Here is a 15,136-nt window from a genome sequence, read left to right on the forward strand (position 1 = left end):
TACACTGACGACAAGAATACCAGTTTCCACGTCTTATATTACTCAAGCAGCTAATAATATAGTCGTTGGCGACGCTGAAGCTGTAATTTCTCTAGGCAAACAAAGCGGTATAAATGCAGGATAATTGCGGTAAATTAATTGCGACGATAATTGAAAAATACCATCGTTAGTCTGTTTCAATTCAGGGAGGTAAGGGGAATAAAACGTAGCGCGCTTTAATTGAAAGAACTGCTGGGCCCGATAACGACAATGACGAAGTTGACGTTGATTACGAAGTTGCTTTCTATGAGCTCGTGAGCGGGCAATACGCATGTTTTTTCTCTTGCTAGGTGATCCTAGACAGCCATTATACGTTAAGCTTATTGATAGTTATAGCACCAAGAATATGTGCTGATGCTAATTGCTGAGGATTTCTACAGTTCTAAATAAACTGCAGAAAAACACAGCAACCACATGAAAACTTATACACTCGCCTTTTTATAAGCCAATGTTGGCCACTCTAATTGCCATGGCTGATTCCAATCGCTTAACGCCTGTTGTGTCTCAGCTACTTGCCACAATTTACCGTCTGTTGGTGGACAAATAAAACGCTGTGTTTCGCCCTTGTAAGGAAAAGACAGTGCATAAGCATGTAAGTAACCACGATCTGACGCTTCAGTGCCATAAATATCATCGCCAGTGATACCAGAACCAACACTACGTAATGCAACACGGATCTGATGCGTTTTCCCAGTATGAGGCTTACAGAGAAATAAACGTCGTCCTTCACCTGCAGCTGTTGAGAAAAACTGAGTAATGGCTGGATTTTCCTTTGTACTTTCTAATTTCCAGCTACTACGACGTGAACGAGTCATATCACCAATCACCACACCTTGTTTTTTCTTTGGCTTTTTGGTGCCTATTGCTACATAAAACTTTTCGACCACCCGCTCAGCAAAATTTGAAGACAGGATCGATGCCGCTTCTTTATTGCGTCCAAGCAGAAGTAAACCTGATGTCATTTTGTCGAGACGGTGGATCAAATACAGCTTTTCGTCGCCAGTTTGTTCAGCAACAGCAGCGAGTAACGGCTGATCATTGTCATCTTTATGAACACTGATACCTGGATGCTTATTAATGACTAAAAAATCAGGGTGTTGGTAAACAAGAGTAAACATAGGGTAGCCTTACAACAAAAGAGCGAGCGAGTATACCAGCACAATATCAAAGGAAAAGTCAGGGGAGAAATTAACACAGTAAAAAAGTGGCATACCTCTATCTACTAAATACTTCTTCTCAATAAATTTCAGTAATGAATATTAGGTGTAATTTATGCATTTAATTAGACAGTTAAAACTGATGCTTCACCCCATTTTTGTTAATAAACACCCTAAATATTAGGTTTTTTTTACTTTTCAATGCACTATATATCTATAACGTATTATTGAATCAATGAAGTCATTTGATGGAACAATTTTATCAAGTCTTAACGTGGATTGGCGTTTTCGCCTACTGGTTACTCATCGCATCGGTTACTGTTCGCGTCGTATTTAAACGTCGTGTTGTCGGAGTATCGCTAGCGTGGATGATGATCATTTACATCGTACCCATCGGTGGGGTAATTGCATATCTATTATTTGGTGAATTAAATCTTGGTAAAAAGCGAGCTGAGCGTGCACGTGAAATGTTTTTGCCTTTTGCCAATTGGTTTAAACAACTCAATGATTGTCCGGGGCATCAACCTCAGGAAATGAGCCTTGTTGCTAAGCCGATCAGTGATTTATGTGAAAATCGATTAGGTATACCCGGGCTTATTGGTAATGATCTTTCCTTGCAATCATCACCACAAGAAATTTTACGTTCGCTGGTTAACGACATAAACAATGCACAACATTCAATCCACCTTGAATTTTATATCTGGAACCCAGGTGGGCTTGCTGATGAAGTTGGTGTTGCTTTAATTCAAGCGGCTAAACGTGGTGTTAGAGTTCGCTTGTTGCTTGATTCTGCGGGCAGTATGCGCTTCTTCCGATCGCATTGGCCTAAGTTAATGCGCGGCGCTGGCATCGAATTAGTTGAAGCCTTAGCAGTATCACCGTTTAGGATGTTCTTCCGTCGTCTAGATTTACGTCTACACCGTAAAATTGTCGTGGTTGATGATCATATTGCTTACACAGGCTCTATGAATTTAGTCGATCCTGCATTCTTTAAAGTTGATGCAGGTGTGGGTCTATGGGTCGATGTCATGGTGCGAATTTCAGGCCCTACCGTCTCAGTGCTAAATTGCATTCAAGCATGGGATTGGGAGGTAGAAACAGGCCAACGCTTTTTACCCCCACTGCCTTCTTGTACCTTTGATACTGCACACAAAGACACGGTACAAGTCATACCATCAGGGCCAGGTATGCCAGATGATATAATTCATCAAGCGTTGTTACTAAGTATTTACCAAGCACAAAAATCTGTCGTTATCACAACCCCTTATTTCGTGCCGAGTGAACATTTACTACATGCAATGAAAGGCGCGGCTGATCGTGGTATTGAAGTACACATTGTTATTCCGCGCAGAAATGATTCAATAATGGTGGAATGGGCAAGCCGATCATTCTTTAGTGATTTACTAGAATCAGGAGTACATATCCATCGTTTCCACGGCGGGTTGTTACACACAAAATCTGTGGTTATTGATGATAGTCATTGCCTAATTGGTACTGTAAATCTTGATATGCGGAGCTTATGGCTTAATTTTGAAGTGACGATGGCGGTCGACAATATTGTTTTCACCCAAGAGCTAAGTCAATTACAACAAAGCTATATTGCTGATTCTGACGAAATCGATCGTGAACAATGGAGCAAACGTTCCATGAAGAACAAATTTATCGAACGCTTTTTCTATATGTTTAGCCCACTGCTTTAACGCAATTAAGCTTAAATAAAAGTTAACCATTAAAAAAGGCAATCATTTGATTGCCTTTTTATTATCTCGTTACTTTAGCAATTACATTGCAGCCATAAAGATCTGTGAAATCTCTTCATGGGTTGCCTGTTTAGGGTTAGTGAAACCACAAGCATCTTTCAATGCATTATCAGCCAATAGTGCGATATCTTCTTCTTTCACACCCAGCTCTTTTAAACCTAGTGGAATGCCAACATCTTTAGATAGCGCCACAATCGCTTCAAGTGCCGCATTAGCCCCCTGCTCTGCAGTCATACCTTCGACATCAACACCCATAGCTTTAGCAACATCACGTAAACGCTCAGATGATACTTGTGCGTTATAACGTTGAACATGTGGTAGTAATACCGCATTACATACACCATGAGGAAGATTGTAGTAACCGCCTAACTGGTGCGCCATCGCATGTACATAACCGAGTGATGCATTATTGAATGCCATACCAGCCATGAACTGCGCATACGCCATTTGCTCACGAGCATTAAGGTTTTGACCTTCTTTAACAGCGGTACGTAGGTTTTGTTGAATTAACTCAATCGCTTTAATCGCCACAGCGTCAGTAATTGGTGTTGCGGCTGTAGAAACATACGCTTCAATAGCGTGAGTTAATGCATCCATCCCTGTTGCAGCGGTTAATGATGCAGGTTTTGCCAACATTAACTGAGGATCATTTACAGATATTAATGGGGTAGTATTTTTATCGACAATCGCCATCTTAATATGACGCTCTTCATCAGTAATGATACAGAAACGGGTCATCTCCGATGCAGTACCCGCTGTAGTATTAATAGCAACTACAGGTAGCTGTGCTTTTGCAGAACGATCAACACCTTCATAGTCACCAATTTGACCACCGTTGGCAGCCAATAGCGCAATACCTTTTGCGCAGTCATGTGGAGAACCACCACCCAATGAAATTACAAAATCACATTGGTTTTCTTTTAGTAACGCTAAACCTTCATCAACGTTTTTAATGGTTGGGTTTGGTTGGGTGCCATCGTAAACCACAGAGTCAATATCACGCTCAGTGAGCAATACAGCCACTTGAGTAACCACACCAATTTGTTTCAATACTTTATCGGTAACAATGAGTGCTTTTTTAAAACCGTGAGATTTAATGGCATCAGCCGCTTGAGTCAAACAGCCTGCGCCCATAAAGTTAACAGTAGGAATATAGAATGCACTGCTCATAATATTTACCTTAATTTAAATAATATTAATTACCAAAACACTCTGTTAAAAATGCTTTCGTAAATAATACAAGAACAATCAAATATCTCTTTAGTATCGTTTTACCTACTTAATAATTTATTTATTTGATCTAAAACAAAAAAATTAACGTCATAATAAAGATAAATTTTTAAATTGATAAAGATCTCATTATTTGATTTTTATTATCTATTCTATGAAATTTAGATTTGCAATAAAGAAACAATATATAAAATAAATTGCCAGACTTTATAATTAATGTGACATATCCCGATGAAAAATCGAATCAACCATGATAAAGCCGAAATGACATTCCCTTGATTAAAAAAAGGACAATTAAGCCGCCACAACACCGCAATAAATACCAAAAAAGCAACAGATGTGTTTTTTTTATTATACATATCGCACTTTTATACTCTTAAGTTTGCCTGCCATTCCTCTTAATTGCACTATTTTACTATTGATGATTTTAATTAACTGACAAAAGGAATTATTTAATGAACGTTTCTTCGTTACGTCATCCTAAAGAAAATCTTTATAAAATGTTATGCATTATTATTGGTGGATTAATTTGGGCTGGATTATTACTGGGCACACTTTTTAGTATTCTTATTTTTCTTATTCCAGTAGCATTCTTTATTTGGCTTTCAAGTAAATTCTTTCAAGCCAGTATTTTTGGTAATGCCGTGCACGTTAATAAAAACCAATATACAAACTTAAATAATATGGCTGACGAAATAGCCACTGCGCTAGATATGAAAGAAAAGCCTGAAATGTTTATTGTAAACTCTCAAGGTTTAACCAATGCATTAGCGGTGAAATTTCTATCTCGTAAATACACGCTACTGTTTAGCGATTTAGTTGATTTATTATGGGAAGAGAAAAAACAAGATCAACTGCGTTTTGTTATTGCTCATGAACTTGCTCACCATGCTGCAGGTCACGTAAATTTCTGGATTAACTTATTAATGAAGCCAGCAATGTTTATCCCTTTCTTAGGTTCAGCTTATAGCCGTGCTTGTGAATTAACCTGTGATCGCATTGCTGCTGAAATTATTAATAATAAATCCGCCAGCATTAATGCCCTCATCACTCTAGCATCAGGAAGCCGAGAACTAGTGACTGCAACCAATAATGACAGTTTTGTACAACAAGAGCTGAGTGTGCCTACCGTATTTGGTTTTTTACAAGAAATTACCTCAAGCCACCCACGTATGACAAAACGTGTTATCGCGATTAATAACTATCAGCTTGGTGAGCAAGAATCGACTCTGATCGCTCGTGAAGCCTAACAAATCATTGCCATAGCCAAAAGCCGCTTTAAATTAGCGGCTTTATTCATTTTTAGCACTTCGGTATAGCCTGCGATAAATTATCCACTAACCAATCAGCAAACAATTTTTCTTCACCGACTAAATTTGCTTTATCACTCATCAGAATATAATCACACCCCGACGGCACAAAACCAAATGGCGCGACTAACACACCTCGTTTGATGTCATCCATGACAAAAGGATATGACCCCATTGCAGCCCCTAGTCCATCAATAGCCGCTTGAATACAAAAATAAAAATGACCAAATGTCTGCTGCGAGTGGTGAGTAAAATCAGTTGCTGTACCGCTCATTTGCTGCCAGTTTTGCCATGCGCTAGCTCGAGTTGCACTATGAATCGTCGTGATACTACCAAGATCGTGCTTCACTTTTTCCCAATAATCGGGCGAGAAAACGGGACCCACCCACTCTTCAACTAATGACGTTTTGTAGTAATCACGATGACACTCAAAATCATCACGACGTATCGCAAGCGATAAGCCATTTGTCCCTAATTGAACAGCCCCACCAGCTGTCGATAAACGCACATCAATACCTGACGATTCATAAAAGCCACTTAATCTAGGCATTAACCAACGCATGGTTAATGTTGGCTCACATGACACCTCTAACGTGTGAAGCCTTGACTGTCGCAACTCATTGACAGTGTTTTCCAATACGTTAAACACTTGACGGGTAGACACTTTTAACTTTTCACCTTCCTGCGTTAAAAAGACGTTACGCCCTTTTTTATAAAAAAGCGCAACGCCTAAATACGTTTCTAGCGTCTTGATCTGTTTGCTCACTGCACCATGCGTAATGTTCAATTGCTGTGCCGCTTCACTAAAACTTGAACACGACGCTGACACATCGAATACATGAAAAGCTTTAAGATGTCTCATCTGTGAATTTTTCTCACATGTTATTTCACTTCTTTTCGATTAAAACATAGCCATCGCACGCATACAATATCGCCATAAAAAACTTGCTGGAGAGACAAATGGAACTAATTAGCTTAGCTATTTTGGGATTATTGATTGTAATAAGTCCCGGTGCTGATTTCGTATTAGTGTTAAAAAACAGCCTCAATCACGGACGTTCCGCGGGGATCTGGACTGCAATCGGTATTAGCCTTGCGATCACCATACACATTTCTTACTCATTATTGGGGATCAGTTACCTTATCTCACAAAATGAAATGCTATTTAATGCCATTCGCTATGCAGGTGCTGCCTATCTAATTTATTTAGGGATAAAAGGGATCTTTTTTTCTGACAATAAAACCGATCTACAAGGTGCAACTAAGCCGAGTAAAAGTAGCCAACACTTTGTAGCACAAGGCTTTCTTTGTAACGCGTTAAATCCTAAAACCATGCTGTTTTTCTTAAGCGTGTTTAGCCAAGTCATTTCTACTGATACAAGTAATAACCATATCGCTTTGATATATGGTGGTTACATGATTGCGATGCACTGTTTATGGTTTAGCCTTGTTGCGATCCTATTTACATCAAAAGCACTGCAAACACGTTTATTGAATATGAAGAAGCGACTAAACCAACTCTGTGGCGTAGGACTGGTTACCTTCGGAACTGTGCTGACATTAAAATCTTAGCGCTTGAAACTCAACGTCGCCGATCATCATTCGGCGACTTTCTTTTTATCACCTCCAATATTTCTACAAAATCCAAACGACTTAGTGAAAAGTTCTCACTAAACACCTCTTACGGAAATAAATCTCGAAAAAATAAGTAAAGTCTCATTTTTATTCTAACTTTTCGTTGACATCTTTACTTCATATCACTAATATCCGCGTCAAAGCAAACGATTACATTTCGTAACTATCTGTTTTTACGTTTTTTTTCTTTTCTTTGAGTCAGCTGATCTCGGTCAGTTGTCTTTCTTTTTTCTATAAAAGAGAGAGACAACATTTTAGAGACCAACATGACAAAGATTACTTCTATAGCACCTACCAGTACTCAAGACACTTCTTGGCAAAACAAAGCAATTTTAAGTGTAGCTTTCCTAATGGCTACGACCTCTGTTGGTCCGGGCTTTTTAACCCAAACTGCCGTTTTTACTAACATCTATAAAATCGACATGGCATTTCCTGTTTTTGCATCCATGTTTATCACCTTCGGTATTGTGATGAACTTGTGGCGCATTGTAGGTGTATCTGGCTTACGTATCCAAGACATTGCTAATCGTGTTGCACCGGGGATGGGCTATGTTGTCGGTATTCTACTTGCGCTTGGTGCAGTGGCGTTTAACTTTGGTAACGTCAGTGGTGCTGCGTTAGGTATTAATGTTCTGACCGGTGTCGATACCACATGGGGCGCATTGTTCACAGGCGTTGTCGGTTGTTTACTGTTTGTCGTTCATAATGCCTCGAAGCGCATGGATCAAATGGCGCGCTACCTTGGCTTGTTTATGATTGTGCTGATTGCTTATGTGGCAATGACTAGCCTTCCACCTATGGATGAAACACTAAAAGCGGCTGTGATACCAACAGATATGAGTAACCTATTACTGCCAACGTTAACCATAGTTGGTGGTGCTGTCGGTGGTTACTACACAGGTGCGCAGCGATTAGTTGATGTTGGCTTACAAGGTAAAGAAAACGTAGGCGCAATTAAAAAAGCAGCATGGGCTGGCATTTCAATCGCCGTTGTTATTCGTATTCTGCTGTTTTTAGCAATATTTGGCGTGATTGCAACGGGCGCAGTATTAGAGACATCAAATCCAGCCGCTGATGCTTTCCGACAAGGTGCAGGTGAAGTGGGTTATTTTATCTTTGGCTTGGTGTTGTTTGTTGCTTCAATCACTTCAGTTGTTGGCAACTCTTACATGGCAATCTCGCTGATTAAGACCCTATTCCCTGTGGTTGCGCGCAATGAAAAAGCATGGTGTGTGGGCTTTATTATCATCACCAGCCTTGGCACTGTGACCATGAACATGCCTATTCTGCTGCTAATGTTGGCCGGTCTTATCAACAGTATTATTCTGCCAGTGGTATTAGCCATGCTACTTGCAGCGACTCGCCGCAAAGACATCGTGGGAGATTACAAACACCCGATGTACCTAACCGTTACAGGTGTCTTAATTGTGGTGGTAATGGCAGCGGCTAGCCTTTCAAACATCAGCAACTTTATGACAAAGTTTATGGGATAACCCCAACACTTAGTACCGCACAATAAAGGTCTAGTGATAGTGCTAGATCTTTATTAACTTAGCCATCATTAGAATAAATGCACTTAATCGAATGCAGATATAATTATACATAGTGACGGGGATTACAAATCAAGCATATCTTTCATTGACCACATTCATCCTACCCATCTATAACGCACAATAACCTTAAAAAATTAATGGTTGTTGAGACAGAAAAATGGCAACATGCCTAATATTTTGTACAGAAAATAGATAATAAATGATCTGTAATAACAGATACATTGAGGATAAATAATGAAACTTAAGCTTGATTTAAGCAATTGCTATGGGATTAACAAATTATCTAAAGAATTAGACTTTAATAGTGGCATTAACTCACTCTACGCTCCAAATGGAACTTTAAAGACATCATTAGCAAAAACATTCAAAGATATTGAAACAAACAAGAATACAAAAGATCTCATCTTTCCTGATCGCATTACTATAAGAAATATCAAAATTGATGGAGCCGATATTTCTGCTGATCAAGTAATGGTGATTGACTCTTATAATGAAAGCTACAGCTCTCAACAACTATCAACTTTATTAGTTAACGAGGAGCTGAAACAACAATATGATACGGCTCTAAAGGAAGTTGATGGAAAACGCACAGCTCTAATAAATGGGATTGCTAAAAAATCGGGCAAACGAGATGTACCGAGTCTATTTAAGGAAGCTTTTGGGATTCCTCAAAAAGAACTATTAGGATTACTTGTAACCCTTTCTGAGCAGGAAAAAGCTGACTATACCCAATATGGAGAATATAAGTACGATACTTTGTTTAATCCAAAAGTTCTTCAACTTATTACCTCGGAAGGATTCAGTAAAGATCTCGCAGACTATGTCGACACTTATGATAAATTAATTGAAAACTCTACCGTTTTATCAAAAACGTTTAATCATCAAAAGGCTGATGTCGTATCAAAAAGTCTAACAGAAAATGGTTTCTTCAATGCGTCGCACAGTGTCAATATTTCAGTCGACGGTTCTAAGCAAGAAGTTTCTTCAAAAAAAGAACTCAACGATTTACTTCAATTCGAGCGGGACAAAGTATTACAAAATACTGATTTAAAAGAAAAGTTTATCCGTATTGATAGCAAATTGAAAAACAAAGAAACTCAAGTTTTTCGAGATTTTATTTCAGAACATCAAGAGCTACTGGGTGAATTTTCGGCTGTTGCTGAATTTAAGAAAAAAGTTCTAATCGGGTACTTACAATCTAATCAAGCTGCTTGGGATGAATTAGTTTCAACATATAAGTCTAATCAGGAGCTAGTAGCAACTATTGTTCATCAAGCACAGCAACAAAAAACAACTTGGGAAACCGTCGTCGACACTTTTAATAAACGCTTCAAGGTTCCATTTAAACTTAGTGTAGAAAATCAGGATGAGGTGATTCTAAACAACGCAGCCCCAGCTATAAAGTTCGAATTTGATGACGGACGAGGTGAGTCAGAAATCGTTAGCCAATCAAGTTTGGTAAACGCTTTGAGTCAAGGCGAAAAGCGTGCACTTTATATTCTTAACGTTCTTTTTGAAATTGAAGTGAAACAAAATAATATACAGCCACTCTTGGTTGTAATAGATGATATTGCTGATTCTTTTGACTACAAGAACAAGTATGCAATTGTTGAGTATCTCCGTGATATTGCAAAAGTAACTCATTTCAGCTTGCTACTACTTACTCACAACTTCGATTTTCATCGAATTGTGAGTAGTCGACTCGGCGCGAAACGTCAGAATCGTCATATGGCAACAAAGTCATCAATTGAAATTGTTCTAAAGCCAGAAAAATACCAAAAAGACGTGTTTAATGCTTGGAAACAAAACTTAGCGACAAACGAAGCGTACCTATTAGCTAGTATCCCATTTGCTCGAAATCTTGCAGAGTATTGTGGTCATGAAGATCACTACAAGCGTTTAACTTCTCTTCTGCACCTAAAAACAGATACCAAAGACATCAAAGTTAGCGATATGCAAACGATGTATCGTGAGATCTTTAAAGATCAATCCACGCTAGAGCTGCCAAACAGTGACTCGTTGGTTTTTGATAAGATAATAGAGCATAGTGATGCGCTTGTAGTTGATCCTCAAGAATCACCCGAGCTTGAATGTAAAGTTATTTTGGCTATGGCTATCAGATTGCAAGCTGAGCACTTTATGATTACCAGAATAGCTGATCCTGCATTTGTTGAGGGAATTACTTCAAACCAAACTCGCGCACTTTACGACAAGTTCATTGAGCTACACCAAGCTGAGCAATCCACAATTAGCTTGCTTGATCAAGTTAACTTGATGACTCCAGAGAACATTCATTTGAACTCATTCATGTATGAACCTATTTTGGATATGTCAGCACACAGTCTTTATCAATTGTATTCAGATATAAAGCAACTGATAAACAGTTTATAAACGAACTTACTATCAGAACAATTTGATATCACCATCAAAGTATAATTGATGTTACAAGACACTACTGATGGTGTCTTGTAATAAAGCCAAACGCAAAAAAGCCGCTAACTTTCGCTAGCGGCTTTTTCTAAATATGGCGGAGAGATAGGGATTTGAACCCTAGATACGCTATAAACGTATGCCGGTTTTCAAGACCGGTGCTTTCAACCACTCAGCCATCTCTCCTAAATTGTAATCTCTTATTAAATAAGAGATGGCGGTGAGGGAGGGATTCGAACCCTCGATACGTTGCCGTATACACACTTTCCAGGCGTGCTCCTTCAGCCACTCGGACACCTCACCACATTGTTGCTGAACCGCTATGCGTTTCAACGGCGGCTAATGTAATCACTTATGCGATATCGGTCAAGGTATTTTCCTATTCTCTTATTCATTCGCCGACTTATAGATCAATTAGGTCTATTCTCATACCAATCTATTGTTTTTCATCAATTTCAATTACTGTAACATAACGCTGATATACCTTGCTGTTTATGCATCCGTAGTACTCAATTACAGGTTTTTTATGCGATTTTTCTCATTTTTTTATCTCTTCTTATTCTTTCTCATTTCCACCCCACTATCTGCTGAAGAGAACGCATCACACGAACATATTATTGCCAACAAGATCAGTCAGCTTGAAGCTCAACAAAAAACACCTGAAATAATCAAACAGCTTTCTGCCTATCAAACAGCGGAAAACCAGCTTGAGAAAACTAAAAACTTTAATCAAGCAACACGTAGTTATGAAAAATTAATGAACTCCTATCCAGAAGATAAGGCAAGAGTTCAAGATCAAATAGCGAATTTTAGCGCAACAGAATTTCCAGCATCTAACGACTGGGATCACGACCAGCTTACATTAGAAATTGCAGAGCAAGATACCAAGCTGATCCAACTAGAGATAGCACGCCAGTCATACCGCAATATTTTAATTGAAATTGAGCATGGTATTGACGATTTTTCATACCAAACCAATAAGTTAAGAACACAAAAACAAAGTATCACTAAAGAGCTAGCTCAAGCGCAACGAGGCAATAACACAGAAGCTATCATGCTGCTTCAAATCGCCGAGCAATATACGACTAGCCATTTATTTATGCTGGAAGCTGAACAGCTAAGTGCAGGTAATCGTCGTGCGTTAGCAAAATTAAACCTGCAATATGAAAACTTACAAATTGAAGCACATCAGGCATATCGTAATAACTTACAAAATACACTTAATCGTGTTTTACGCTCTAATGTTTCAGAAAATGATGAGCAAAACCAAGAGCTACAAGCCGATATTCAAAACCAGCCAGAAGTGATTAAACAGCAGTTAACGTTAAATAAGCATTTATCTTCTGAGTTAGCTGCGCTGACATCAAATATTGAGCAAACACAGCAATCTATTAGTACAACCAATGAGCAGATCGCTGAAACCACACAAACAGCAGATGCATTAAGAGTAATGGCTGATTGGCTTAAAATAAGCCCAATTATTAGTGAGAATCTTCGTAACCGATTACAAAGTTTACCGTCAAATCCACCGATTGATAAACTTAATCGTGATGTCGCCCGTAATCAAATTCGCCTCTATGATTATCAACAACAGTCTGATCTACTGAAAAATAACAAAGAAAAAATCAGTACAAGTAACCTATCACAGCAACAAATTGATCGTTTACATGCGCTGATACAAGATAATCTCAAACTATACAGCGATATTAATAAAGCGTCTGAAACGTTAATTTACCAACAAGCCAAGCTTAAAGTTATTTTCGATCGCTTAAATAGCATGCTGATCAAGATTAAAAATGAATCAGCAAAATTACTTTTTTGGGCACCCAATACTAACCCACTCAGCTTTGATGTCATCAAACAAATGGGTGAAAAGATCAAATGGTTCTTTTCTCCAACACAATGGATAGGTCTTGTTAAAGTACCGCATTTTATTAGCCCTTACTCATTGTTTGCTAGTGTTTTTGTCATTGCTTCACTGCTTGCATTTCTATATTTTGCCAAAAAACATTGGGTACTTTATTTAGAAAAAACCAGCAAACGAATTAATCGTGTCACTGAAGATAAATTCCGCTATAGCTACACCAATGTTGCTATTGCCTTCCTCCTTGCATGGCCAATCCCACTCATCATATTTATTGTTGGTTATACTTTAAGCCTTGCTTGGCAGTTACCCTTTGTTTTCCATTTAGGCCAAGCCCTATCGCTACCTTATGCACTGGTTGTCTTCTTTTTCATTAGAGAGTTATGCCGCAAAGATGGACTTTTCATCAGTCACTTTGGTTGGTCAGAAGAAATCACCAATAAAGCATTAGATAATTATCGACGTTTAATGATGGTGTTTATTCCTGCACTTATTTTGCAGCAATTCACTATGCTAACTAGCGAACTCGATACAACAGCGACCCTTGGGCGATTAGCTTTTATTATTTCTAATATCGCTATCAGTTTTTTCCATTGGCGATTGTGGAAGCTCAAGATGCCTATGACCTATGGTGAACTGCCTGAAGGAAAAGCCCATATTGGTCACCATATCTTTTGGTGGGTACTTATCATTACCCCACAGGTGCTCAACTATGCCGCACTCAATGGATACTTAGCTACATCACAAACCATCATGCTTCGTATTCAGCAAGGTGCCGTGATTGGTGTTGTAGTCTTACTGGTGTACTTCTTAATAAAAAGATTGATGTTAATACAAAAACGTCGATTAGCATTTGAACGCGCAAAAGCAAAACGCCAAGAAATCATTGCTCAGCGTCAGGCAGAAATGTTGGAAGATAAAGACGAACACCACATAAGTAATGATCTCAGCATTGATATTGAAGAGCCGAAAGTAGACTTAGATAAAATCAGTGCTCAATCATTACGTTTATTACGCTCGCTATTATCACTGATTTATCTGTTTATTTTAAGTTGGTTGTTTTCCGATTTTTATCAAGCAACGTCACTATTAGAAGGTGTTACGTTATGGGATGTAACCAATACCATCAACGGTATTGAAGAGCTACATACCATTACATTACAAAGTGTTTTACTGGCGGTATTTGCTTTTGGTTTAACGGTTATTTTGGCGCGCGATTTACCCGGTGCTATGGAACTGCTTATTCTGCAGCATCTTGATTTAAGCCCAGGTACGGGTTATGCGATAACTTCTGTTACTCGCTATCTAGCCATTTTTATCGGGATTATTGTTGGCTCTGCATTAATTGGTTTTGACTGGAGCAAAATGCAGTGGCTAGTCGCAGCCCTTGGTGTCGGTATTGGTTTTGGTATGCAGGAAATATTTGCCAACTTTATTTCTGGCTTAATTATCTTGTTTGAAAAACCAATTCGTATTGGTGATACAGTAACAATCCGTGAGCTCACAGGTGTAGTCGCGAAAATAAAAACCCGCGCAACTACAATTGTAGACTGGGATAGAAAAGAAGTAATCGTGCCTAATAAAGCCTTTGTTACTGAGCAATTTATTAACTGGTCATTATCCGATGCGATAACCCGAGTAAATCTTTCAATCAATGTGAAATTTAAAGCCGATCCTGAGCTAGTAACACAATTATTATTTGAGGCGGCAGAGGAATGTGAACTGGTACTCGATAATCCAGCACCTGAAGTATTCTTCTTAGGTTTAACCGCTAATTGCCAACAATTTGAATTGCGTGCTTATGCCGCAGAAACGGGGCATCGCTTAAGCTTAACCCATGATCTCCACTGCCGAATTAAGAACAAATTCATTAAAAATCATATTGATATAGCATCGCCGCAGTTAGAAGTAACAATGAAAGGCCAGCAATATCATCCCGCCAGTGGCAAATAACATTTAATCATATCTTCACGTACTGCTATTAAACCGATAGCAGTACGTCTATTAAGAACCTCTCTCGTTTCACTTCCCTTTTAGAACCCTCTTAATATATCTGTTAAAACAGAACAACATAATAACAATCACATTACCTTTTAGCGAAAAATCATGAACTAAGATCACAAAAAGTAGTTACTGATAAAACTATTATGTTAATTTA

General features: G+C 38.6%; 10 protein-coding genes and 2 tRNA genes. 6 read left to right on the forward strand and 6 right to left on the reverse strand.

The annotated features are described in order from the left end of the window. Positions 1-42: 42 nt before the first annotated feature. Both BTO08_RS07750 and BTO08_RS07755 read right to left on the reverse strand, forming a co-directional pair. Entirely contained in the window at positions 43-312 is a 270-nt protein-coding gene (locus tag BTO08_RS07750) for a hypothetical protein (protein ID WP_105060553.1), read from the reverse strand. Positions 313-461: 149 nt separating this feature from the next. Beyond that, positions 462-1,157 (reverse strand): TIGR01621 family pseudouridine synthase, encoded by a 696-nt coding sequence (locus BTO08_RS07755; RefSeq protein ID WP_105060554.1) that lies wholly within the window; start codon positions 1,155-1,157, stop codon positions 462-464. Positions 1,158-1,444: 287 nt separating this feature from the next. Between BTO08_RS07755 and cls the strand changes: the two genes are divergently transcribed. Beyond that, positions 1,445-2,896 (forward strand): cardiolipin synthase, encoded by a 1,452-nt coding sequence (gene cls / locus BTO08_RS07760; protein ID WP_105060555.1) that lies wholly within the window; start codon positions 1,445-1,447, stop codon positions 2,894-2,896. A gap of 81 nt (positions 2,897-2,977) precedes the next feature. Here the strand turns inward: cls and yiaY are convergent, their stop codons facing one another. Then, positions 2,978-4,126: an L-threonine dehydrogenase gene (gene yiaY, locus BTO08_RS07765; RefSeq protein ID WP_105060556.1), complete on the reverse strand. Its 1,149-nt coding sequence runs from the start codon at positions 4,124-4,126 to the stop codon at positions 2,978-2,980. A gap of 515 nt (positions 4,127-4,641) precedes the next feature. On the opposite strand from yiaY, the gene BTO08_RS07770 reads away from it, so the two are divergent. Continuing rightward, positions 4,642-5,436 carry a M48 family metallopeptidase gene (locus BTO08_RS07770; RefSeq protein WP_105060557.1) on the forward strand — a complete coding sequence of 265 codons (795 nt, stop codon included), beginning with the start codon at positions 4,642-4,644 and terminating at the stop codon, positions 5,434-5,436. A 52-nt stretch (positions 5,437-5,488) separates the two neighbouring features. Here BTO08_RS07770 and BTO08_RS07775 read toward each other — a convergent pair whose 3' ends face one another. Then, entirely contained in the window at positions 5,489-6,358 is an 870-nt protein-coding gene (locus BTO08_RS07775) for a LysR family transcriptional regulator (RefSeq protein ID WP_105060558.1), read from the reverse strand. Positions 6,359-6,456: 98 nt separating this feature from the next. Between BTO08_RS07775 and BTO08_RS07780 the strand changes: the two genes are divergently transcribed. The 3 genes from BTO08_RS07780 to BTO08_RS07790 all read left to right on the forward strand — a co-directional run bounded on the left by BTO08_RS07780 (position 6,457) and on the right by BTO08_RS07790 (position 11,075). Beyond that, positions 6,457-7,068, forward strand: coding sequence for a LysE family translocator (locus BTO08_RS07780; protein ID WP_105060559.1), 612 nt, complete (start codon positions 6,457-6,459; stop codon positions 7,066-7,068). A 329-nt stretch (positions 7,069-7,397) separates the two neighbouring features. Next, positions 7,398-8,624, forward strand: coding sequence for an NRAMP family divalent metal transporter (locus BTO08_RS07785; protein ID WP_105060560.1), 1,227 nt, complete (start codon positions 7,398-7,400; stop codon positions 8,622-8,624). Between the two features lie 294 nt (positions 8,625-8,918). Then, on the forward strand, positions 8,919-11,075 hold the full coding sequence (locus tag BTO08_RS07790) for a hypothetical protein (protein ID WP_105060561.1): 2,157 nt from the start codon (positions 8,919-8,921) through the stop codon (positions 11,073-11,075). A gap of 134 nt (positions 11,076-11,209) precedes the next feature. Here the strand turns inward: BTO08_RS07790 and BTO08_RS07795 are convergent. Next, positions 11,210-11,300, reverse strand: a tRNA-Ser gene (locus BTO08_RS07795). 29 nt (positions 11,301-11,329) lie between these two features. Beyond that, a tRNA-Ser gene (locus BTO08_RS07800) sits at positions 11,330-11,417 on the reverse strand. Positions 11,418-11,640: 223 nt separating this feature from the next. Here BTO08_RS07800 and mscM point away from each other — a divergent pair. Beyond that, positions 11,641-14,931: a miniconductance mechanosensitive channel MscM gene (gene mscM, locus BTO08_RS07805; RefSeq protein WP_105060562.1), complete on the forward strand. Its 3,291-nt coding sequence runs from the start codon at positions 11,641-11,643 to the stop codon at positions 14,929-14,931. The last annotated feature ends 205 nt before the right edge of the window (positions 14,932-15,136 follow it).

Source organism: Photobacterium angustum (genome assembly GCF_002954615.1).
Taxonomy (GTDB): domain Bacteria; phylum Pseudomonadota; class Gammaproteobacteria; order Enterobacterales; family Vibrionaceae; genus Photobacterium; species Photobacterium angustum_A.